Origin of the sequence: Vallitalea longa (genome assembly GCF_027923465.1) — a bacterium.
In the GTDB taxonomy this organism is placed as follows: domain Bacteria; phylum Bacillota; class Clostridia; order Lachnospirales; family Vallitaleaceae; genus Vallitalea; species Vallitalea longa.
Window position 1 is genome coordinate 68089 of the sequence record NZ_BRLB01000006.1, and the last position, 22252, is coordinate 90340.

General features: G+C 31.0%; 20 protein-coding genes. 18 read left to right on the forward strand and 2 right to left on the reverse strand.

What is annotated here, in order from left to right; translation table 11 throughout:
• Positions 1 to 244 precede the first annotated feature (244 nt).
• The 10 genes from QMG30_RS11770 (at position 245) to QMG30_RS11815 (ending at position 9199) form a co-directional block, all read left to right on the forward strand.
• Positions 245 to 1096, forward strand: coding sequence for an L-ribulose-5-phosphate 3-epimerase (locus QMG30_RS11770; RefSeq protein ID WP_281815575.1), 852 nt, complete (start codon positions 245 to 247; stop codon positions 1094 to 1096).
• Between the two features lie 15 nt (positions 1097 to 1111).
• Positions 1112 to 1801 (forward strand): L-ribulose-5-phosphate 4-epimerase, encoded by a 690-nt coding sequence (araD, locus tag QMG30_RS11775; protein ID WP_281815576.1) that lies wholly within the window; start codon positions 1112 to 1114, stop codon positions 1799 to 1801.
• 13 nt (positions 1802 to 1814) lie between these two features.
• A complete protein-coding gene (locus QMG30_RS11780) occupies positions 1815 to 2075 on the forward strand; it encodes an HPr family phosphocarrier protein (protein WP_281815578.1) in 261 nt (86 codons plus the stop codon).
• Between the two features lie 14 nt (positions 2076 to 2089).
• Complete coding sequence (ptsP, locus tag QMG30_RS11785) at positions 2090 to 3820, forward strand: phosphoenolpyruvate--protein phosphotransferase (RefSeq protein WP_281815580.1); 1731 nt, start codon at positions 2090 to 2092, stop codon at positions 3818 to 3820.
• 4 nt (positions 3821 to 3824) lie between these two features.
• Complete coding sequence (gene ulaG / locus QMG30_RS11790; protein WP_281815582.1) at positions 3825 to 4886, forward strand: L-ascorbate 6-phosphate lactonase; 1062 nt, start codon at positions 3825 to 3827, stop codon at positions 4884 to 4886.
• Positions 4887 to 4948: 62 nt separating this feature from the next.
• Positions 4949 to 6244, forward strand: coding sequence for a PTS ascorbate transporter subunit IIC (locus QMG30_RS11795; RefSeq protein WP_281815584.1), 1296 nt, complete (start codon positions 4949 to 4951; stop codon positions 6242 to 6244).
• A gap of 58 nt (positions 6245 to 6302) precedes the next feature.
• The gene (locus QMG30_RS11800) at positions 6303 to 6605 is read left to right on the forward strand and encodes a PTS sugar transporter subunit IIB (RefSeq protein ID WP_281815585.1); all 303 of its coding nucleotides are present in this window, start codon (positions 6303 to 6305) and stop codon (positions 6603 to 6605) included.
• Between the two features lie 14 nt (positions 6606 to 6619).
• Complete coding sequence (locus QMG30_RS11805; protein ID WP_281815588.1) at positions 6620 to 7057, forward strand: PTS sugar transporter subunit IIA; 438 nt, start codon at positions 6620 to 6622, stop codon at positions 7055 to 7057.
• Between the two features lie 21 nt (positions 7058 to 7078).
• Positions 7079 to 8098, forward strand: a complete 1020-nt coding sequence (locus QMG30_RS11810; RefSeq protein ID WP_281815589.1) for a uroporphyrinogen decarboxylase family protein — start codon at positions 7079 to 7081, stop codon at positions 8096 to 8098.
• Between the two features lie 78 nt (positions 8099 to 8176).
• On the forward strand, positions 8177 to 9199 hold the full coding sequence (locus QMG30_RS11815) for a hypothetical protein (RefSeq protein ID WP_281815590.1): 1023 nt from the start codon (positions 8177 to 8179) through the stop codon (positions 9197 to 9199).
• Positions 9200 to 9326: 127 nt separating this feature from the next.
• Here QMG30_RS11815 and QMG30_RS11820 read toward each other — a convergent pair whose 3' ends face one another.
• The gene (locus QMG30_RS11820; protein ID WP_281815593.1) at positions 9327 to 10370 is read right to left on the reverse strand and encodes a 2-hydroxyacid dehydrogenase; all 1044 of its coding nucleotides are present in this window, start codon (positions 10368 to 10370) and stop codon (positions 9327 to 9329) included.
• 343 nt (positions 10371 to 10713) lie between these two features.
• On the opposite strand from QMG30_RS11820, the gene QMG30_RS11825 reads away from it, so the two are divergent.
• A complete protein-coding gene (locus QMG30_RS11825) occupies positions 10714 to 11208 on the forward strand; it encodes a flavodoxin domain-containing protein (protein ID WP_281815594.1) in 495 nt (164 codons plus the stop codon).
• Between the two features lie 45 nt (positions 11209 to 11253).
• Here the strand turns inward: QMG30_RS11825 and QMG30_RS11830 are convergent, their stop codons facing one another.
• Positions 11254 to 12609, reverse strand: coding sequence for an NAD(P)H-dependent oxidoreductase (locus QMG30_RS11830; RefSeq protein WP_281815595.1), 1356 nt, complete (start codon positions 12607 to 12609; stop codon positions 11254 to 11256).
• A 651-nt stretch (positions 12610 to 13260) separates the two neighbouring features.
• Between QMG30_RS11830 and QMG30_RS11835 the strand changes: the two genes are divergently transcribed.
• The 7 genes from QMG30_RS11835 to QMG30_RS11865 all read left to right on the forward strand — a co-directional run bounded on the left by QMG30_RS11835 (position 13261) and on the right by QMG30_RS11865 (position 22243).
• Complete coding sequence (locus QMG30_RS11835) at positions 13261 to 14652, forward strand: TldD/PmbA family protein (RefSeq protein WP_281815596.1); 1392 nt, start codon at positions 13261 to 13263, stop codon at positions 14650 to 14652.
• The gene (locus tag QMG30_RS11840; RefSeq protein WP_281815598.1) at positions 14652 to 16007 is read left to right on the forward strand and encodes a TldD/PmbA family protein; all 1356 of its coding nucleotides are present in this window, start codon (positions 14652 to 14654) and stop codon (positions 16005 to 16007) included. The genes QMG30_RS11835 and QMG30_RS11840 overlap by 1 nt, the downstream gene beginning before the upstream one ends.
• 130 nt (positions 16008 to 16137) lie before the next feature.
• Positions 16138 to 17298, forward strand: a complete 1161-nt coding sequence (locus QMG30_RS11845) for an ROK family transcriptional regulator (protein ID WP_281815600.1) — start codon at positions 16138 to 16140, stop codon at positions 17296 to 17298.
• Positions 17299 to 17514: 216 nt separating this feature from the next.
• A complete protein-coding gene (locus QMG30_RS11850) occupies positions 17515 to 18534 on the forward strand; it encodes a sugar ABC transporter substrate-binding protein (RefSeq protein WP_281815603.1) in 1020 nt (339 codons plus the stop codon).
• 136 nt (positions 18535 to 18670) lie between these two features.
• Complete coding sequence (locus tag QMG30_RS11855) at positions 18671 to 20173, forward strand: sugar ABC transporter ATP-binding protein (RefSeq protein ID WP_281815605.1); 1503 nt, start codon at positions 18671 to 18673, stop codon at positions 20171 to 20173.
• Positions 20174 to 20180: 7 nt separating this feature from the next.
• Entirely contained in the window at positions 20181 to 21134 is a 954-nt protein-coding gene (locus QMG30_RS11860; protein WP_281815607.1) for an ABC transporter permease, read from the forward strand.
• Between the two features lie 62 nt (positions 21135 to 21196).
• The gene (locus tag QMG30_RS11865) at positions 21197 to 22243 is read left to right on the forward strand and encodes an NAD(P)-dependent alcohol dehydrogenase (RefSeq protein ID WP_281815608.1); all 1047 of its coding nucleotides are present in this window, start codon (positions 21197 to 21199) and stop codon (positions 22241 to 22243) included.
• Positions 22244 to 22252: the final 9 nt, after the last annotated feature.

Sequence of the window (22252 nt, forward strand, 5' to 3'; positions counted from 1 at the left end):
GGATAGTACTACTTTCTATTATTCTCGCCTTACAATTTTGAATCATTGATTAATTCTGCATAATAATCTGCACAAATGTGCAATATTTTACTAATTAGAAATTATGTTACCTCTGAACATATGTTGATGTTTAACAAAAATATGGGTATATGTATAAAATAATATATATATATTGACCAAAAAGGTATTGTAATATATACTTATCACAAGTTAATAGTAAATATTTATGGTTGGAGGTTATAACATGATTGATTTAGATAGAAATCCAATAGGCATCTATGAAAAAGCCATTCCATCCTATTATACTTGGGAAGAACGTTTGATAGCTGCTAAAATTGCTGGATATGATTATGTAGAGATATCAATAGATGAAAGTGATGAAAGATTAAACAGATTAGAATGGAATAGTAAACAGAGAAAAGAACTAGCCGATGCCATACATAGAACTGGAGTTAGGATTCCTAGTATGTGCTTAAGTGGTCACCGTAGATATCCACTTGGAAGTGAAAATGACCAGATAAGAAATGAAGCTCTAAATATAATGAAAAAGGCAATCCAATTTGCATCAGATGTAGGTATTAATGTAATTCAAATTGCTGGATACGATGTTTTTTATGAAAAAAGCAATGAGAAGACCATACAAAGATTCTACGAAGGATTAAAAAAAAGTATTGAATGGGCTAGTAAAGCCAATATAATACTTGCTATGGAAGTAATGGATTATAAATTCACAGGATCTGTCAAAAAGATAATGGACTATGTAAAAGAATTTAATTCACCTTATTTTCAAGTCTATCCAGATTTGGGTAACATCTCTGCTTGGGGCAATGATATAGCAAAAGATTTACAATGTGGTGATGGACATATAGTTGCTGTTCATGCGAAAGATACTTTGCCAGGGGAATTCAGAAGAGTCGATTTTGGAAAAGGATGTGTAGATTTTGTTGAAGGTTTTACACAATTAAATAGAATGAATTATCAAGGACCTATATTGGTTGAGATGTGGGTAGATGATTCTGCTGATTTCATGCAGATTATTACAGATGCAAGAAAATGGATAATTAACAAAATGAATAAAGCTGGTATGAAAATATAGAAAGAAGTGGAAATTATGTTGGAATCTCTTAAAGAAGAAGTTTTACAAGCTAATCTTGAATTACCTAAAAAAGGTTTGGTTACTTATACTTGGGGAAATGTTAGTGGTATTGACCGTAGTAAAGGTTTAATTGTAATAAAACCAAGTGGTGTACCTTACGATGAGATGACTATAAATGATTTGGTAGTTATTGATTTAAAAGGAAATATAGTAGAAGGACATCTGAACCCTTCGTCTGATGCACCTACACATGTCGTATTATATGATAAATTTCCTGATATATGTGGTGTTGTGCATAATCATTCTAGCTGGGCAACAACTTGGGCGCAGGCAGGTAGAAGAATACCAGCACTTGGGACAACACATGCCGATTATTTTTACGGATATATTCCAGTAACAAGAGAAATGAATTCAGATGAGATACAAGGACAATATGAAGAACAAACAGGTAAAGTTATTGTTGAAACTTTTAAAGAATATAATCCAATGGATATGCCAGGAGTTATAGTGAGAAATCATGGGCCATTCACTTGGGGCAAGAATGCTTCAGAAGCTGTACATAATGCTGTTGTACTAGAAGAAATAGCAAAAATGGCATATCATGCATATCAATTGACACCAGGTTTAGAGCCTATAAGTGATGTATTATTAGATAAACATTTTTTTAGGAAACACGGTAAAGACGCATATTATGGACAAAAATAGAGGAGTGTATTAAATGGTAAAAAGTTTGATAGAGATAACAAATGAAACAGGATTACATGCAAGACCAGCAAGTGAATTTGTTAAGGTTGCTAAGAATTACAAAAGTGATGTTTTCCTTCAGAAAGAAGATAAGAAAATAAATGCAAAAAGTATATTAGGTATATTGGCATTATGCTTAAACAAAGGTTCAAAGGCTGAGATTATAGTAGATGGTGAAGATGAGGGAATGGCAATGGAAGCGCTTACTGATTTAATTAATAATATGGTTGAATAAGGAGGAGGTGCAATATGAAAGGGATTGGAGCTTCACAAGGAATTGCCATAGGAAAAGTATTTCTACTTGAAAAAGTTGAAGTAATTCCAAATGATACTAAGATTGATATGGATTCTGTTGAGGATGAACTTAATAGATTAGAAAAAGCTAAGGAAAAAACGAAAGACCAATTAAGTAAACTTTATGATGATACTATTGCAAAAGTAGGAGAAAAAGAAGCAAGTATATTTGATGCACATTTAATGCTCATAGATGATCCCATACTTGAACATAAGTTCAAAGGATATGTTTCAAATAATTTCTATGTAGCTGAAACAGCAGTTAGGTTGGCTATGAATGAGGTTAGTCATATGTTTGAAGAATTAGATGACGAATATCTTAGAGAAAGAGCAGGCGATGTTATTGATGTCTGTACAAGACTAATTTATAACTTAGCTGAAGTTGAAATTGTGAATTTACAAGATTTGTCTGAAGAAGTAATTGTGGTATCTAAAAATTTGACACCTTCTGATACAGTTTCCATGAATTTCAATAAAGTTTTAGGTTTTGCAACTGATATGGGAGGTAAAACATCTCATGTGGCTATTATAGCTAGAAGTCTTGAAATACCTGCTGTAGTAGGAATGAAGAATATTTTTTCAAAAGTGGAAAATGATGACATTCTAATAATAGATGGTTGTGATGGAACGGTAATTATTAACCCTACAGAAGAAGAAATAACAATATATAGATCAAAACAGAAAGAACTAAAAGAAGAAAAAAATGAATTACAGAAGTTAGCTGATAAAGAAGCTATAACTATAGATGGAAGAAGAGTAAAGATAGCAGCTAATGTTGGAATAGAAAAAGATGTTTATAATGCTTTGAAAAATGGAGCAGAGGCTATTGGATTGTACAGAACAGAATTTCAATATATGGATAGGGTATCTTTACCTACGGAAAGTGAATTATTTGAAGCCTATAAAAATGTTGCTGTAAAAATGGGTGATAAGCAAGTTATTGTTAGAACTTTTGATATTGGAGGAGATAAGCATATTAATTATCTCAACTGTCCTCAAGAAATGAATCCTTTTCTAGGGTATAGAGCAATAAGATTGTGTCTTGATAGAAAAGATATATTTAAAACCCAGCTGAAAGCAATCTTAAGAGCAAGTAATTATGGAAATTTAATGATTATGTATCCAATGATTACACATATTGAACAAGTGAGACAGGCAAACGAAATATTAAATCAAGCAAAATTAGAGTTACATAATCAAAAAATAAAGTTTAATAGAAATATTGAAGTAGGTATTATGATAGAGACTCCAGCAGCTGCTACAATAGCTGACCTACTAATAAAAGAAGTGGATTTCTTTAGCATAGGAACAAATGATCTTACTCAATATACAATAGCTGTGGATAGAGGTAATCAAAAAATTGAATACTTGTATAATTCATATCATCCGGCGGTATTAAGGCTTATTAAAAAAGTAATTGATGAATCACATAAGGCAGGTAAATGGACAGGTATGTGTGGTGAATTTGCTGGAGATGAGAAAGCTGCTGTATTATTGCTTGGACTTGGATTAGATGAATTCAGTATGAGTCCTACATCAATGACTAAAGTCAAAAGAATAATTCGTAAATGTAATTATTCAAGTTCTAAAAAAATAGCAGAAGACTTATTGAATATCAGCAGCGTAGATGAAGTGGAAAATTATTTAGATAATTACATAAATAATAATAATTTGAAAGAAGGTTGAATAAATGAACGTTAATGATGTTTCAAGAGATTCTTGGATTTTAAGTCAATTTCCAGAATGGGGAACTTGGCTTAATGAAGAGATAGAACAAGAAGTTGTGAAACCAGGTACTTTTTGTATGTGGTGGTTAGGATGTACCGGTATTTGGTTGAAATCAGAACAAAATACCAATTTGTGTATAGATTTATGGGTGAAAAGTGGTAAAAGAACAAAAGCTAATCCCTTTATGAAAAAACAACATCAGCATCAACGAATGATTGGGTGTGTTGATTTGCAACCAAATCTTAGAAATTCACCTTGTGTAATTGATCCTTTTGCAATTAAAGAAGTTGATGCAATATTTGCTACTCATCACCATGGTGACCATATTGATATACATGTGGCGGCAGCTATTATGCAAAACTGTAAGGAAGATGTAAAATTCATAGGACCACAGGCTTGTGTAGACCTTTGGACAGAGTGGGGAGTACCAAGAGAACGGTGTGTAATTGTAAAACCAGGAGATACTGTAAAAGTAAAAGATGTAGAAGTTATTGTTCTTGATTCATTTGATAGAACAGAATTGGTTACTGCACCAAAAGGTGTAATTCTGAAAGATAAAATGCCTCAGGATATGGACAAACTTGCTGTCAATTATTTGTTTAAAACATCTGGAGGAAATCTATATCATAGTGGAGATTCCCACTATTCAAATTATTATGCTAAACATGGAAATGACCATAAGATTGATGTTGCTCTTGGATCATATGGTGAAAATCCAAGAGGTATGACTGATAAAATGACATCATCAGATATCTTAAGAATGGCTGAATCATTAAATACAGAAGTAATTATTCCTTTTCATCATGATATATGGACAAACTTCATGGCAGATCCGAAAGAGATACAAATATTGTGGAAAATGAGAAAGGACAGATTACAATATAAGTTCAAACCATTCATATGGGAAGTTGGAGGTAAGTTTACTTATCCTGCTGACAAAGATAAAATGGAATATCACCACGATAGAGGATTCCATGATGCATTTGCCATAGAACCAGATCTACCATTTAAGTCTCTGTTATAGTGACTACATTAGTATTATAACTACCAATAAACATTATAAATTACTTAAAGAGGAGATATTTTATGGATACTTTAAATTTTATATTCACACAAATTTTGGGAGAAGCATATATACTTTTGGCATTAGTTACATTAATTGGTTATATAGCACTGAAGGAACCTTTATCCAAAGCTATAGCAGGTTCAATAAAAACTGCTGTGGGTGTTCTGGTTTTAGGTGTAGGTTCTTCAAAACTTACTAGTACATTTGGAGGATTATTGGATGCTTTAAATGATAAGTTCGGAATGACAGGTGTTCTACTAGATACATATAGTACGATGGTAGCAACAAATGATAAATTAGGTGAGTTTGTAACTTGGACTGTATATACAATGTTAGGGGCTTTCATCATTAACATTATTTTAGTAGCTCTTAGAAAATATACCAAGATTCGTGCAGTATTTTTAACAGGTAATGTAATGCTTATTCAAACGGCTATTTCAACATTTATAGTTTATAACTTTTTACATACATCAATGTTAGTGACGGTATTAATAGCTAGTAGTATTACCGCTTTGTATTGGGGTATTATGTCTACATTACTAATTAAACCAGTTAAAGAAATCAGTGGAGGAGCAGATTTTACAATTGGTCATCAACAGATGTTAGGTAGCTTGATAGCTTATAAAATCGCACCTAAAATAGGTAACAAAGATGATGATATTGAAAGAATAAAATTACCAAATTGGCTTTCTATATTTCAGGATAATGTGGTAGCTTCATCTATAGTTTTACTATTTTTCGTGACAATTTTAATGGTTGCATTAGGTAAAGAAACAGTTACAACTATGGCGGGGGGTACTAATTGGATAATATATATTGTTAAGACTGGCCTTACTTTAGCTGTATCTTTATATATATTATTAACAGGTGTAAGGATGTTTGTGTCAGAGTTAATGTATTCTTTTCAAGGTATATCAGAGAAGATTCTACCTGGTGCAGTAGTAGCTGTAGACTGTGCAGCAGTATTTGGATTTGCGCCAAAAGCTGTGTTATTAGGTTTTGTTGGTGGTGCTATCGGTATGATTTTCGGTGTAGTGGGATTAATTGTAGTTGGTTCACCAATATTGATTATACCAGGATTCATACCTATGTTTTTTGATAATGCAGTAATAGGTATATTTGCTAATAAACGTGGTGGTTGGAAAGCAACATTAATTATAACGTTCTGCTCTGGAATAATTCAAGTAGTGGGAAGTGGATTAGCAGCATCTGCTTTAGGTATTAATGCTTGGCAAGGAAGTTTTGACTGGGCAACAATTTGGTTAGGAATTATATATATATTTAAATGTATCGGTAGTTTTTTAGGTATTTGTTAATAGAAATAGATAAAGGTTTACAATATAATAATAAAATAATAGATAGGTGGTATATTATATGATTAGAATACTTTCAATATGTGGAAATGGAATGGGTACAAGTACAATAATTAAAATTAAAGTTAAAGGTATCTGTAAGAAATTAGGAATTGATGTAGTAGTTGATTCGTGTTCAGCAGGTGAAGCTGCATCATTCACTAGTAATACTGATTTAATAATAACTACACCAGAATGGGGAAAAATGATCAGATATCCTGAAGGTACAGTGTTAATTACTCTTGTTAATTTAATGGATGAAAAAACTTTGACTGATAAATTGGTTAATACGGTAAAAGAAAATTTCCCAGATGAAATAAACTAGAAATGAGGGTTAGGATGTTAAGAGAGTTACTTGAGCAAAATGACTTAATACGTACTAATATAAATGTAAAAGATTGGGAAGAAGCAGTAGAACAAGGTGTTGAATTATTACACAATGCTGGTTTTGTTGATGATAGATACAGTAAATCAATAATTGAAGGTACCAAAAAACATGGTCCTTATTATGTTATATGTCCTAGAGTCGCAATGCCACATTCAAGGCCTGAAGATGGAGTTAAAAAGAACGGAATTTCGATTATGACACTTGAGGAACCTGTCAATTTTGGTAATCCTGATAATGATCCAGTTAGTATTATTATAAGTTTGTCAGCTACTGACAATGTATCTCATTTAGAAATGATGCAAGATATTGTCACAACAATATCTGTAGAAGATAATATTGATAAAATCGAAGAAGCTAATACTAATAATGATATTCTTAATATATTTTAATATGTACTGGAGGTTATTTGCGTGAAAAGTTATGAAATAATGAAACGAAATATTGAATTCAAATGTCCCGAACGTATTGGCCTTAGATTTAATAGCCTAGGAGTAAGTGATGTTTATAGAATCTATACACAAATTCCAAGATCTCTTAGGGAAGATAGAGATATAAAAATCAATATGAACAAGAAACCTCGTCCATTCAAAAATTTCATGGATGAATGGGGTTGCGGATGGGATAAAGATGCTAATACAGGTAGTGGTGATATGGGTATGGTTGTCGACAATCCATTAAAAGATTGGTCTATGCTTGATGATTTACCAATACCAGATCCTTATGCAGAAGGTAGATTTGATGGACTAGAAGAGGCTTTAGAATCTGCAGGTGATAAATACATACAGCTGAATAGCCCTCAATGTTTATTTGAGAGGATGCACTTTCTAAGAGGTTTTGAGAATCTACTTATGGATATTTATACTGAGCCTGATAAAGTTAAGAAATTAGCAGATAAGGTGATTGATTATCAGATTGGTATTGTAAAAGAGGCATACCGTTTATCAGAAGGAAGGATAAATTGTTTTGATACAACAGATGACTGGGGTACACAAAATAGTTTATTGATATCACCTGATCTATGGCGTGAAATATTTAAACCTAGATATAAAAGACTTATGGATGTTATTAAAGAATGTGGTATGCATATTAGATTCCATACAGATGGTAAAGTTAATGACTTAATGGAAGATTTTATTGAGCTTGGTTTTGATATCGTTAATATACATCAACCACAGCTATTAGGCATAGAAGAAATTGGAGAAAAGTATGCTGGAAGGATTTGTTTTGAAGCATCAATAGATATACAAGCTACACTTCCAACAGGAGACAAAAAAGCTATTGAAGATGAAGTGAAAAAACTTATAGAATATTGGTCAACTCCTAAAGGTGGATTGATTGCTGTAGAATACAGGTATCTTGATGCCATAGGTGCAACTAAAGAATCTCTTCAATTTGCGCTAGAATGTTTTCAAAAACATGGTAAATTATAAATAAGATTAAAGGTCTTGATTTTTTAAAATATAGTAGAATATTAGTTAGATTGACACCTTTGTATAGTGGAGGAACATATGAAAATTAATAAGAAAGTACTAGGTAATTTAGAAAGAGTTTATGCAACAAACATAATGAATATAGACAATGAATATAATTATTTAATTGCAACAGAAGGAAAAGGTTCATGCCTTAGATTTGATGAAAATTATAATAAGTCTATAGTCTGGGACAATCCAGGTGGAACAATGAACATAATTCCTGTTCCTAATAAAGAAAAAGAATTTATCGCTACTCAGAATTTTTTCCCTACCTTTGATGCAAAAGAATCAAGAATTGTCCATGCTGTTTTACAGTATGATAAAACTTGGAAAATTACACCAATAATGAAGATACCTTATCTGCATAGATTTGATATAATAGACGTAAATGGTGAAATATATTTTATAGGTTCAACTCTTTGTGAAGGTAAAGAATTTAAAGATGACTGGACTAAACCTGGTAAAGTGTATATTGGTAAATTGAATGATAATATAACTGAACCTTTTGATATTAAGCCTATATTAGAGGGTATAACCAAGAATCATGGATTCTGTAATGGTATATGGAACGGTAAAAGAACTATTTTAGTATCAGGCAGTGAAGGAGTATTTGCTATATATGTACCTGAAAATGGAGATGGAGAATGGAAGACAGAGCAATTATTATCTCATGAAGTAAGTGATATTGCTACTTGTGACATTGATAATGATGGTGTAATGGAATTAGCCACTATTGAGGCATTTCATGGTGATAAAGGCATTATCTATAAAAAAGTTGATGGTAAACTTAAGCCTATTTATTCTTATTCTTATGAATTCGGACATGTAATTTGGGGTGGTAAGATTCTTAATGAACCTGCATTCATTATTGGTGGAAGAAAAGGTAAAATGGAACTCATGTGCTTCAAGATGGATAAAACAGGTAATATTAATTCGACATTAATTGATAATACTGGAGGACCAAGTAATATATCTGTGGTTAATATGGATGATAAAGATGTCATATTAGCTGCTAATCGCCAAGTTGGAGAAATAGCTGTTTATGAATTAACTAAGTGAAAAATGATTTGAAATTTATATAAGGATAGTTCTGCTATTGGAATTTGAATAATAAGAGTTACAGGTATAGTAAATAATTAGCTATAAATATTATTTATTATACCTGTTTTTTATTTGTAGTGAAATCTTACTTTTGAGTTATAACTTTCTTAATTATACAACCATTTTCATCACAAATATATGCTATTTCGTTTTCAAGAGGCTTACCTTCATCAAGTTGCATCATGCTATCAAGTGTAGTAGTTGCAATGTTATTTAAAGCTTCTTTTGTAAAATAAGCTTGGTGAGAAGTAATTAGCACGTTAGGGAAAGTTAGTAGCCTAGACAATACATCATCATTAACTCCTGAAACAGAGAAATCTTCATAGAAATATTTATCTTCTTCTTCATATACATCTAATGCAGCACTTCCTATTTTATATTCTTTCAATCCTTCAATTAAATCCTTTGTATTAATTAATTTGCCTCTTCCAGTATTAACTATCATTGCTCCTTTTTTCATTTTGTTAATACTGTTAGCATTAATAATATATTCTGTATCTTTAGTTAATGGGCAATGTAGAGAAATAATGTCACTTTCTATGAATAACTCATCTAGTGAAACGTAGCTGAAGCCTAGTTCTTCTGCTGATCTAGTATCTGGATATAAATCATAAGCAATAACATTACATTCAAATCCTTTTAGAATTTTTATTAGTATTTTAGCTATCTTGCCAGTACCTATTATACCTACAGTCTTCTGATACATATCAAATCCTAATAATCCACTCAAAGAGAAGTTAAGGTCTTTTGTTCTAGTGTGAGACTTGTGTATTTTTCTATTTAAGGTTAACATCATGGATACTGTAAATTCTGCTATAGCATGAGGTGAATAAGCTGGTACATGAACAATGTGTATTTTATCTCTTGCTGCTTTGAAATCAACATTATTGTATCCTGCACAACGTAGTGCAATTAATTTAACCCCGTATTCATGTAATTTATTTATAACCAAGGAAGAAGCTTTGTCTTGAACGAATATTGAAACTACATCGAAACCTTCTGTAAGCTTAACTGTTTTATCATTCAAACGTTCTTCAAAATATATTATCTCAAATCCATATTTTTTATTTAATTCTTGAAAAATTTCCTTATCATATGGTTTAGTATCAAAAAAAGCAATTTTTAACATAGTAGTCACCTCTTAGTATATATTTTATTTAATTAGGTAATTTTATTCATTACTAATAAATAATAATTATTATTAACTAAACATAATTATAAAGTAATGTATTTTATAAGTCAATAACTAATTAAAAAAGGTTATTATCTATTTAATTTATAGCATCAATAATATATTAAAAAAAACCTTTTTTAAAACTAAATAATGTTTAACTTATTTGCTTATAATTACTTTTACCACTTATTATTTTATGGTATAATCAAATGGTTGCATGTAAATTTCGTTAAGAAAATCTACAATATTAAAACATAAGTTATATATTTATAATTTTTTATAGGCGGGAGGTATATACATGAATGTTTTAATAGTCTATGCTACTAAATATGGTTTTACAGAAAAGTGTGTTAAAGCATTAGCCAATAAGTTGTATGGAAAAGTGAATATAATAAATATTCAACAAGAAGTTATAAAAGACATCAGTAGTTATAATACAATAATTATTGGTGGACCAATATATGCAGGACGATTACCAAAAAAATTAAGAAGATTTCTAGTAGATAATACACAAATCTTATTAGATAAGAAAATAGGATTATTCGTAGCTTGTTCAATGTCTGGAGAAAATGCCTTAAAGCAATTGAATGATGTATTTCCAAATGAATTATGCAATAAAGCAGTTGTAAAAGAGGGATTTGGAGGAGAAATTAATAAAGATAAAGTGAGTTTGTTTTATAGACTTATTGTTAAAATGGTATCAAAAGCAGATAATTCTGCAACAACCAGAAATAATGGTATTATAAGTGAAAACATAAACAGATTTGCAGGTATAATAAATAATTGCAAATAGAACAATTATTTATTATACTTGTTAAAGATCATTAACAGTTTTCTATTATTTATCAATAGCTTCTCTATAAGGTTTTATCATAGCTTCATTCATTTTGCCTTTTGCTTTTTTCTTAACTGAAGGAATAGACATCAGCCATCCTATTAAAATCATTTTGATAATGGTTTTCTTTTTTTTCTGTGGAAAGTCGTATATTCCATGTTTTTTGTAGAACTTGTGATCTTCTTTCATAAGTCCTCTCATAAGGTAGATAAGATCTCTAAATATTTTCATACCACCTATACCATAGAAATTTTGAGGCAATACTAATTTGTTTTCTAGAGCAAATTCAGTCTGTTTAGATAAATTGACTAAGTTATTTTTAATTATCTCATCATTTTTAACTTCATCAGTTACAACGGAAGTTAGGTAGTTGTGTCCAACTTCGCTTCTTCCTTCAATAATAGTTCTCAGATTACCTTCCATAGAATAATTACCACTTAAAATATATCCTACAGGCATACCCACGGTAACTGTTCTATGACCATTGCAGAATTGTCTGTCATGATAGAGTTTAAATGAAGCTCCTAATGAATGGTCTTTAATTGTAGCAGCATATATTATAGAATCCGCATTCTGGATTACATTACGAAGCAAATCTTGAAAGCCGTCTTTATATATGCATTGTCCACCTGATGCACAATTAAAGCATCCAAGACATCCACCATCAAATTTGAAATCATTGATATTGATGATTTTGGTTTTATACTTATAGGTATTACAGAAATCATTGACCATATTTTTAAGACTTATATCTTTATCAGTGTAGTTAGTAACTATTACAGTCTCAAGATCTTCGCTTTTAATATTTTCACTAAGACAAGTATTGTAAGTATATGTGCTGTATGGAGTATTGTTTATACTTATGGGATTACTGATATTGTTCTCTACTGAAAATTTAATGTATTTCCAGAACACTAGAAGCTCTTTTCTACCTTTTGGGGTTAACAAATCGTCCATATCACAAGAAATACCTTTGATATATTTTATGTTCATATCATTACAGTTCTCTTCAATATATCTATGTGCAGTAACATCAAAGAAATGTTTTGAAGTTGAGATTTGGGTTGCAAATTTTTCATTTAAAAATATATTTGATTGTTTCATTAATTCTATAAATCTATGAAGCTGATAAGGTGCTATAAACGTGTAAACAGGATATGAAAAAAGAATTAGATCACAATTATTTACTTTTTCAATGACTTTTGTTAGTTCTTCTGGTTTTTCTAATTTTTTTATCTGTTGTCCTACATTTATAACTTCAAAGTTGTCATCTGGAAAATGCTTTTTTATGTATAATACAGATTGTAATGTGGTACTATACTTGCCTTTTGGACTACCGTTTATAACTAGAACTTGCATACTAACACCTCTTTTTAGTTTATATCATATATAATTTATTCACTAAATATGAATTTATTTCTACCACTTGATTTTGCATTGTAGAGTGCTAAATCGGCTCTTATTTGAGTAATTTTCGTTATTCCTATAGTTATTGAAGAAATTAAGTTTTTAGATTGTCTATATGATTTATTAATAGTAGATCATAAGTATCATTGATTTTTTTTGTTATCAACATGTAGTAGAGCAACAAAAATACTTAACTTACTGATTTTTAATTAATCAATTTCCCAAATTAGATGTGACATGTAGGTAAGTTAACTAAAAGTAATCTATTACTTGTGTTCAAACTGTATTTATAAATTTGGGAAAATTGTGTAATTAATAATTATAAACTAAAAAATATTTAGCCTAGTAATAAGTCATTATTAATTTTAACATATACGCATTAGCCTTTCAATGTTGACAATAGATAAAATCAAAATTAATAAAACTTAATTATTTATTATTTGGTAAATGAATATATATACTCTTTTTTGTGGAATTATTAATAAAATTAAAATATAATTACAATTACATTAATATAGTGAATGTGGTATTATAAATATATAATTTGCAATAATATTATTAGTAGTAAAAATAATAAATTATATATGTGGAGGAGGGAATCAAGTGTTAAGTAAATCGCTAATTGAGGATGTACTGACAGCTGCTGTGTCGACAGGTGGAGATTTTGCAGAAATATTTGCAGAAGATAAAAATAATACTAACCTTACATTAGTTGGGGGAAAACTTGAAAAAAGTGTTTCCGGAAAAATCTATGGTATTGGTATAAGAATATTTAAAGGATTTAATTATCTATATGCCTATACCAATAATTTGTCCAGAGATAATCTAATAAAAGTAGCGAAAGAAGCCGCTTCAACTATCAAAGGTGTGAAAAAAGATATAATACTGAATTTTAACAAAGGTATCATAAATAATATTCATCCCATTGAAATTATGCCGGATTCTATTTCCAAGATGCAAAAAGTGGATTTAATGAAAACAGCATATGAGGCGGCTAAAAGTTATGACTCACTTATCTCACAAGTGAAAGTACAATATCTGGATGAGATACAAAATGTTCTTATAGCTAATACAGAAGGAAGATTGGTGGAAGATAAAAGAATAAGAACTAGAATATTAATAAATTCTGTAGCGGCTAAGGATAATGTAATGCAAACTGGACTTCATTTCCCAGGTGCACAAAAAGGTTATGAATTTTTTAATGAGATTAACGTAAAAGATTATGCCGAAGATTCTGCAAGAATGGCTAAAACAATGCTCATGGCTGAATATTGTCCAAGCGGAAGAATGCCTGTAATCATTAATAATGGTTTTGGAGGAGTATTATTCCATGAATCTTGTGGACATGGCTTAGAAGCGACAAGAGTTGCTAAAAATACATCAGTATTTTCTCATATGCTAGACCAAGAAATTGCTTCACAACTAGTTACAGCTATTGATGATGGTACAATTCCTAATCAGTGGGGTTCTTGTAATATTGATGATGAAGGTAATAATACAAGAAAGAATATCCTAATAGAAAATGGAATATTGAAGAACTATATGATAGATAAATTTAATGGTAGAAGAATGAATATGGAACCTACAGGTTCAGGAAGAAGAGAATCATATAAATATGCTCCAACATCAAGAATGACCAATACATATATTGCATCAGGTAAATCTACAATCGATGATATAATAGCTAATACTGAATATGGTTTATTCGCGAAATATTTAGGGGGTGGTTCAGTAAACCCATCAACGGGTGAATTTAATTTTGCAGTTAGAGAAGGTTATATAGTTAAAAATGGTAAAATAAACAGACCTGTAAGAGGTGCAACATTAATAGGTACTGGAATGGAGGTATTAGAAAAAATTGACATGGTTGGTGATAATGTAGATTTTTCTCAAGGTATTTGTGGTTCAATTAGTGGGGGTGTACCTGTTAATGTTGGTCAGCCTACCCTGAGAGTGAGTGAAATGACTGTAGGTGGAAGGGATGGTGAGAGATAATGGATAAGAAGAAATTTATTAAATTACTATTCGAAAAAGGGAGAAAAGCAGGCTTTGCTGAAATGGAAATATATATAAGTAGCCAAAAAAAACAAAATATAAATGTATACAATGATGATGTTGATAGTTTTGAAAATTCTGTTAGTGAAGGATTGTCATTCAGAGGTTTGTATAATAATAAAAAGATGGGGTTTTCTTATACAGAAAAAATAGATGAAAGTACTATAGATATGCTTATAAGAGAAGCGATGGAAAATGCTAAAGTGTTAGATAATGATGATATAGATATAATTTATGAAGGTTCTAAAGAGTATAAGGACATTGTTACATATAATAAACAATCAGAAAATGTCCCAGTTGAAGAAAAAATCAAATACCTTAAACAGATAGAAAATATGGGTCAAGAGTTAGATAGCAGAGTCAAGTCGATTACGTATAATATGATTAACGATGCGACCAAGAGTATTATGATAGCTAATACTAAAGGACTAAACCTGAAGTACAAATCTAATTTATATAAATATGAGTTAGATGTTGATATAGAAGATCATGAAGACGTGAAATCCGCTTATAGATATCAAGTAACTAATGATTTTACAAAACTTAAGGGTCAAAAATTAATAAATGATGTAATAAGTGAGGCAGTGTCAATGCTTGGTGCCACCTCAATACAATCGGGAATATATCCTGTGATTTTTCGTTCTGATGTATCTGCTAGTATACTAGATGCATTTGCATCCATTTTTTCTGCTGATAAAGTACAAAAAAATATGTCACTATTAAAAGGAAAGCTAGGAGAACAGGTTGCTGATACAAAAGTTACAATAGTAGATGATCCTTTTATGAAAGATGGAGCATTTACCAGACCATTTGATGCAGAAGGGGTAGCCACTAAATATAAGAAAATTATTAAAAAAGGCATATTGACAACATATTTTCATAATCTAAAGACAGCTAATAAGGATAATGTCCAGCCGACTGGTAATGCTTATAAAACTTCTTTTAACACAGCAGTAGATATCGCACCTACTAATATGTATATTGAAATAGGGAAAAAAAGTTATGATGAATTAATTCAAAGTACGAAAAAAGGTTTGTTGATCATAGATGTGCAAGGACTACATTCTGGACTTAATCCTATAAGTGGTGATTTTTCTGTATCAGCATACGGATATGAAATAATTGATGGTAAAATAACTAGACCCGTTAATCAGATAACCATAGCAGGTAACTATATTGAATTATTAATGAATATTGAAGATATAGGTAATGACTTAGAATTTATTTTACCGCATAATGGATATGTCGGTTCGCCTTCTATAAAGGTCAAAAGTTTATCCGTAGCAGGACAATAAGTCAAAGAGAGCTCTTAACAATCTATTGTTAGGGGCTTTCATCAATAAAAAATATTTCTTGTGAAATCATTAACAGAATGCTACAATAACTAATGTAAATACTTTAATAAAGTTATAAGGATGGGATTATATGATAAAAAAGAGAGCAAGTAATATTGAGGTCAAGAAAATTAATCGTAACAAAATCTTTAGATATGTCAATAAATATGGAAGGGTATCGAAACCTGATATATCAACCCAGTTGGGTATTAGTATGCCAACTGTTCTACAGAATATAAATGAATTGATAAAACAAGGTTTGGTACATGAAGTTGGTGAATTCGAATCGACGGGTGGTAGAAAAGCTACAGCTATCGCTCCAGTTAGAGAATCATATTATGCACTAGGTATTGATATTACGCAAAACCACATAGGACTCGTAATTACTGATTTATCAGGGGATGTGCTAAAACATAAAAGAATATATAAGCCATTTTCTAATGATAGAGAATATTACAAGGAAATGGCTGAAATAGCTCTTGAATTCAAAAACAATGAAATAGATGAAGATAAAAAATTCTTGGGAGTCGGTATTTCCATACCAGGGATTGTTGATACTAGAAATAAAAAAATCCAATTTTCACATGCTCTTAATTTCTCCAATATTGAAAGTGAAAGATTCTCTGAATTTATTCCTTATCCATGTATTTTAATTAATGATGCCAATGCCGCAGGATTTGCAGAAATGTATCATTATGATAAATGTTTCAACGCAGTATATCTTTCACTAAGTAATAGTGTAGGTGGTGCTATTATTGTTGAAAGACAATCATATTTGAGTGATAGTACTATTGCTGATAAATTATATCTAGGAGATAATTTGCGAGGAGGAGAATTCGGACATGTTACTTTAATACCAAATGGTAATAAATGTTACTGTGGTAAAAGAGGTTGTTTTGATGTTTATTGCTCTGCCAAAACATTATCCCAATATACAGATGGAAAACTTGAAAAATTCTTTCGAGAAATAGAACTCGGAAATAAAAATTTATTGAAAATATGGGAGAATTACATTTCATGTTTAGCAATAGGAATTAATAACTTGAGGATGATATTTGATTGTACAATAATCTTAGGAGGGTACGTAGGTAGTTATATTGAACCATATATTTCGAGAGTCAAAGAAGAAGTAGCCATACTGAATACTTTTGAAATGGATGCATCATACATTAAACCTTGCCGTTATAAAGTTGAAGCATCAGCACTTGGTGCAGCATTACAACATATTGAAGCGTTTCTTTGTACAGTTTAAAAGAAAATATACTTGTGCAAAAACCCAGTAAATTAGTATTTGCTGGGTTTTTATTTGTCTATATTAGTTATAAAAAACTTATATTGAACATAATCAGTTATATAAAAAACACAAAAAACTATTGACATAAATTTTTAATGGTGATATTATGTAGATACTTAATTAAAGAGTTTAATAAAGACTTAAAAAATCTATTTAATTACCAGGAGGATGAAAATGAAAGAGACTTTTAAAAAAACTATTATGATGTTATTAATCCTAGTATTAGGAGTAACAATGACAGTGGGATGTAGTAAAAAAGAAGAAAAGAAAGATGAAGAAGTAATTGCACAAAAGGAAGATGATACACAAAAGAATGAAGATAATGAAGAAGATTCAGGTATGGTAGTTGGAATGACAGTTCAAGATTTAAGTAATCAGATATGGTCAAGCTCTTGTGAAGCGTTAAAAGGTTTAGTTGAAGCAGACGGTGGTAAGATGACATATCTCGATTGTGCTAACAATGCATCAAAGCAAATAGAACAAATAGAGAATTTTATTGCTAATGATGTTGATGCAATCGTTGTTCATCCTGTAGATGTCAATGCAGTTGAACAAGTTCTTTCAGAAGCTAGAGAAGCAGGTATAAAGGTTTACAGTTGGGATGAGAACTTAGAAAATGCAGATATCGTTTGGTTAATTGATAACTATGAGTTAGGTAAGATTATAGGACAAGAAGCTGCTAGATGGATAAATGATGTACATAATGGAGAATGTGAAGTTGCAGTATTGGATTATCCACAAATACCAGTTCTACTAGAAAGAGGGAATGGTATCGTTGATGCAATTAAAGAATATGCGCCAAAAGCTAAAATAGTAGCAAAAACAAGTGCTATTAATCCTACAGAGGGTATGGCAAAAATGGAAACAATTTTTCAAGCTAATCCAGAGGTACAAGTAGTATGTTGTATTGGAGGCGGTGGTGCAGTTGGTGCTAACGAAGCTATAAAAGCAGCAGGTAAATTGACAGATAAAATAGGTGTTTTTGCAGCTGATGCGACAGAGCAAGAAATGGAAGCTATTAAAAATAATGAGGCCAATAGAATGTCAGTACTTATTACTGGTAATGGTGAAGCTATTGCAAATGAAATCTATGGTTGGTTAGAAAAACTTGTTGCAGGTGAAGATGTGGAAAAAGAAGTATATCGTAATACTATAATTGTAACAGCAGAAAACGTTGACGATTATTGCAAATAATATATTAGACTTTCCTCTTTTAAAAATATTACTATGTAATCCACTAAAAGATATAGTGATTGATATATATAATTAAAAGAGGAAAGTGAATTACTATAAACATAATAAAATATAATGCTTACGCGAGGTAGATTATATGGGTATTACAAACACAATTTTAGAACTTAATAATATTGTAAAAACTTATCCAGGTGTAGTGGCTTTAAATGATGTGACTATTAAAATTAAAAAAGGTGAAGTTCATGCTTTGGTAGGAGAAAATGGTGCAGGTAAATCTACATTAATTAAAACATGTACAGGAGCAGTTACTCCGAATAAGGGGCAAATAATTGTGGATGGGAAAAAATTCACATCTATGACACCAAAATCAGCAGAAGAAAATGGTATTGCTGTTATATATCAAGAATTCAACAATGTAGGAGAATTATCTGTAGCCGAAAATATCTTTCTAGGTCGAGCTATTAGAAAAAAAGGATTGATGATTAATAAGAAAGCGATGTATGAAGAATCAAAAAAAATATTTGAACAGTTTAACATTAATATCAATCCAAATGAATTGGTGAAAAATCTGACAGTAGGATATCAACAGATTGTTGAAATTGCAAAAGCTATTTCTCAAAAAGCTAAAATATTAATTATGGATGAGCCATCAGCACCCTTAACTAAATCTGAAGTAGAGTCTATGTTTGCAATTGTTGATAAATTAAAAGAATCAGGTGTGACTATAATTTACATATCACATAGATTGGATGAAATTTTTAGATTGACAGATAGAATAACAGTTATGAGAGATGGGCAAAAAGTCAAAACGATAAATACAAGAGATACTGATGTTAACGAGCTTGTTAAATTAATGGTTGGTCGTGAATTAACAGAAACATATCCATCTCGTAGATTAGCAGTTAAAGATGAGATATTATTGGATGTTAAAGATGTTTGTGGAAATGGACTAAAGGACATTTCATTTCAAATAAAGCGTGGTGAGGTGTTAGGATTTGCGGGTTTAATCGGTTCAGGGAGAACAGAACTTGCAGAGCTAGTGTTTGGTGTTAAACAAAAAACACAAGGTGAAATAATTTTCATGGGCAAAGAGATATCACCTAGAACACCAAGAGAGGCAATAGATCACGGTATTGCTTTAGTTCCAGAAGATAGAAAACATCAAGGGGCATTGCTTGATATAGATATTAAAAACAATATTTCTATGGCTATTTTAAATAGAATATCAAAAGGGTCTGTTGTAAATAAGAAAGACGAGAACAAAATAGCTGATAAATACAAGAAACAATTGAAAATCAAGACTCCTAGTTTAGAACAACTAGTTAAAAATCTTAGTGGAGGTAATCAGCAAAAAGTTATTCTCGCCAAATGGCTAGCGACTAATCCTGACTTAATCATATTAGATGAGCCGACTAGAGGAATAGACGTAGGAGCTAAATATGAAATATATAAATTAATAAATTCAATGGTTGAATCAGGTAAAACCATTTGGATGATATCATCTGAAATGGAAGAAATTATGGGCATGTCGGATAGAATAATTGTTTTATCTGAAGGGAAAATCTCAGGAACATTAAATAAACATGATTTTAGTCAAGAAACTATCATGAGTCTTGCATCAAGTGTAAAAGGAGAGTAATAATGTTATGAATTTTATAACTGTACTAAAGAAATTTGGAATCTTTGTAGTTCTAGTAGTGTTGATTATTTTTTTCAGTGTAACATCAAAGGCTTTTTTAAATCCATCCAATCTATTTAATGTTGCACGTCAGGTTTCTATGTTAGGAATTGCCGCTGTAGGAATGGCATTCGTGTTGTTGCTTGGAGGTATAGATCTTTCCATTGGCTCTCAGATTACACTAGTAAATATAGTAACAGCTTGGTTAATGGTTAATGCACATATGAATCCTATTTTAGCAAGTCTTATATCAATAGTTATGAGTGTATTGATTGGTTTCTTTAATGGATGGATAATAGCAAATATTAAAATGCCACCATTAATTGTCACTATGGCTACTATGACAATAATAGAAGGGGTTGCGTATATTATTTGTAAAGGAATTCCTATTTTTGGTTTCCCTAAGTATTTTACCAAATTAGGCCAAGGGTATGTGGGTCCTATTCCTATACCTGTCATAGTAATGATAATAATTTTGGCGATAGGTTCTTATATTCTAAACAAAACTTATTTTGGAAGATATTTTTATGCTGTTGGTGGTAATGAAGAAGCATCAAAACTATCAGGTATTAATGTTAAACGAGTTAAATATTTAGTGTATTCACTTTCTGGGCTTTTTGCAGGTATTGCAGGTATTGTTATGCTCTCTAGAACCAATTCTGGACAAGTTCTTGCTGGAAAAGGATTTGAATTTGATGTATTAACAGCGGTAGTTCTAGGAGGAGTTAGTGTTAATGGAGGAAGTGGAAAAATCTATAATGTAATTGCGGGTGTATTAATTATTGGTGTACTTAGTAACGGATTAGTATTACTTGATGTTAGTCAATATGTTCAAATGGTAACTAAAGGGATTGTATTATTGTTAGCAGTAGGGTTTGACTGTATGCAGAAAAATGGTAAAATGAAAGCTGTTACAGCTTAATTACATAGATAAATCGACGTATATTAACTAGATTTTATGAAGAAAGTTAAAGAGGTTAGAATATGAATGGTAAAATGAAAGTTGCTGTAATGAATAAAGTTGGAGAAATGGGATATGAAGAACGTCCAATCCCTAAGGTGAAAAATAAGGAAGTATTGGTACAACTGGAATATGTGGGTATATGTGGTTCAGATCTGCATTATTATGAAACTGGACGTATTGGAGATTATATTGTAAAGCCACCTTTCGTATTAGGACATGAACCAGGTGGTGTTGTTGTTGAGATAGGAAAAGAAGTAACTAATCTTAAGGTAGGAGACCGTGTAGCCTTAGAACCAGGTAAGACATGTGGAAAATGTGAATTTTGTAAAACTGGAAGATATAATTTATGTCCTGATGTAATATTTTTTGCAACACCACCATATGATGGTGTTTTCCAAGAATATGTTGCTCATGATGCAGATCTATGCTTTAAGTTACCTGATAATGTGAGTACATTGTCAGGAGCATTAATCGAGCCATTGGCAGTGGGAATGCATGCTGCCAGTCAAGGAGATGCACATGTAGGTCAAACAGCAGTGGTTACAGGTGCTGGAGCTATAGGACTTGTGAGTGTGTTGGCTCTAAAAGTTAGAGGTGTGTCTAATATCATAGTTGTGGATATAATGCAAAAAAGATTAGATAAGGCACTTAAATTAGGAGCAACCAATATAATTAATGCATCAGAGACAGATGCTGTGTCCAAATTAATGGAAATTACAGATGGAAAAGGTTGCGATTTAGTAATAGAAACAGCAGGTACTGAGATTACTACCAACCAAGCAATACATATGGTCAAAAAAGGGTCAAACATAGTCTTAGTAGGATATGGAAAAACAGGTATGATGAATTTAGAGATGAGCTTGGCATTAGATAAGGAAATAACATTCAAGACAGTTTTTCGTTATCGTCATATTTATCCTATGGCAATTGACGCAGTAGCTAGTGGCAAAATAAATCTTGAGGATATAGTTACAGATATATTTGAATTTGACGATATACAAAATGCAATGGATAGTAGTGTTAAGAATAAGGCCGATATCGTTAAGGCTGTAGTTCGTATTAAGTAGGTATTTTAT

Excerpts from the sequence above, each read along its gene's own strand:
- QMG30_RS11770 (WP_281815575.1), top strand. The coding sequence starts at position 245 with ATGATTGATTTAGATAGAAATCCAATAGGCATCTATGAAAAAGCCATT.
- araD (WP_281815576.1), top strand. The coding sequence starts at position 1,112 with ATGTTGGAATCTCTTAAAGAAGAAGTTTTACAAGCTAATCTTGAATTA.
- QMG30_RS11780 (WP_281815578.1), top strand. The coding sequence starts at position 1,815 with ATGGTAAAAAGTTTGATAGAGATAACAAATGAAACAGGATTACATGCA.
- ptsP (WP_281815580.1), top strand. The coding sequence starts at position 2,090 with ATGAAAGGGATTGGAGCTTCACAAGGAATTGCCATAGGAAAAGTATTT.
- ulaG (WP_281815582.1), top strand. The coding sequence starts at position 3,825 with ATGAACGTTAATGATGTTTCAAGAGATTCTTGGATTTTAAGTCAATTT.
- QMG30_RS11795 (WP_281815584.1), top strand. The coding sequence starts at position 4,949 with ATGGATACTTTAAATTTTATATTCACACAAATTTTGGGAGAAGCATAT.
- QMG30_RS11800 (WP_281815585.1), top strand. The coding sequence starts at position 6,303 with ATGATTAGAATACTTTCAATATGTGGAAATGGAATGGGTACAAGTACA.
- QMG30_RS11805 (WP_281815588.1), top strand. The coding sequence starts at position 6,620 with ATGTTAAGAGAGTTACTTGAGCAAAATGACTTAATACGTACTAATATA.
- QMG30_RS11815 (WP_281815590.1), top strand. The coding sequence starts at position 8,177 with ATGAAAATTAATAAGAAAGTACTAGGTAATTTAGAAAGAGTTTATGCA.
- QMG30_RS11820 (WP_281815593.1), bottom strand. The coding sequence starts at position 10,370 with ATGTTAAAAATTGCTTTTTTTGATACTAAACCATATGATAAGGAAATT.
- QMG30_RS11825 (WP_281815594.1), top strand. The coding sequence starts at position 10,714 with ATGAATGTTTTAATAGTCTATGCTACTAAATATGGTTTTACAGAAAAG.
- QMG30_RS11830 (WP_281815595.1), bottom strand. The coding sequence starts at position 12,609 with ATGCAAGTTCTAGTTATAAACGGTAGTCCAAAAGGCAAGTATAGTACC.
- QMG30_RS11840 (WP_281815598.1), top strand. The coding sequence starts at position 14,652 with ATGGATAAGAAGAAATTTATTAAATTACTATTCGAAAAAGGGAGAAAA.
- QMG30_RS11845 (WP_281815600.1), top strand. The coding sequence starts at position 16,138 with ATGATAAAAAAGAGAGCAAGTAATATTGAGGTCAAGAAAATTAATCGT.
- QMG30_RS11850 (WP_281815603.1), top strand. The coding sequence starts at position 17,515 with ATGAAAGAGACTTTTAAAAAAACTATTATGATGTTATTAATCCTAGTA.
- QMG30_RS11855 (WP_281815605.1), top strand. The coding sequence starts at position 18,671 with ATGGGTATTACAAACACAATTTTAGAACTTAATAATATTGTAAAAACT.
- QMG30_RS11860 (WP_281815607.1), top strand. The coding sequence starts at position 20,181 with ATGAATTTTATAACTGTACTAAAGAAATTTGGAATCTTTGTAGTTCTA.
- QMG30_RS11865 (WP_281815608.1), top strand. The coding sequence starts at position 21,197 with ATGAATGGTAAAATGAAAGTTGCTGTAATGAATAAAGTTGGAGAAATG.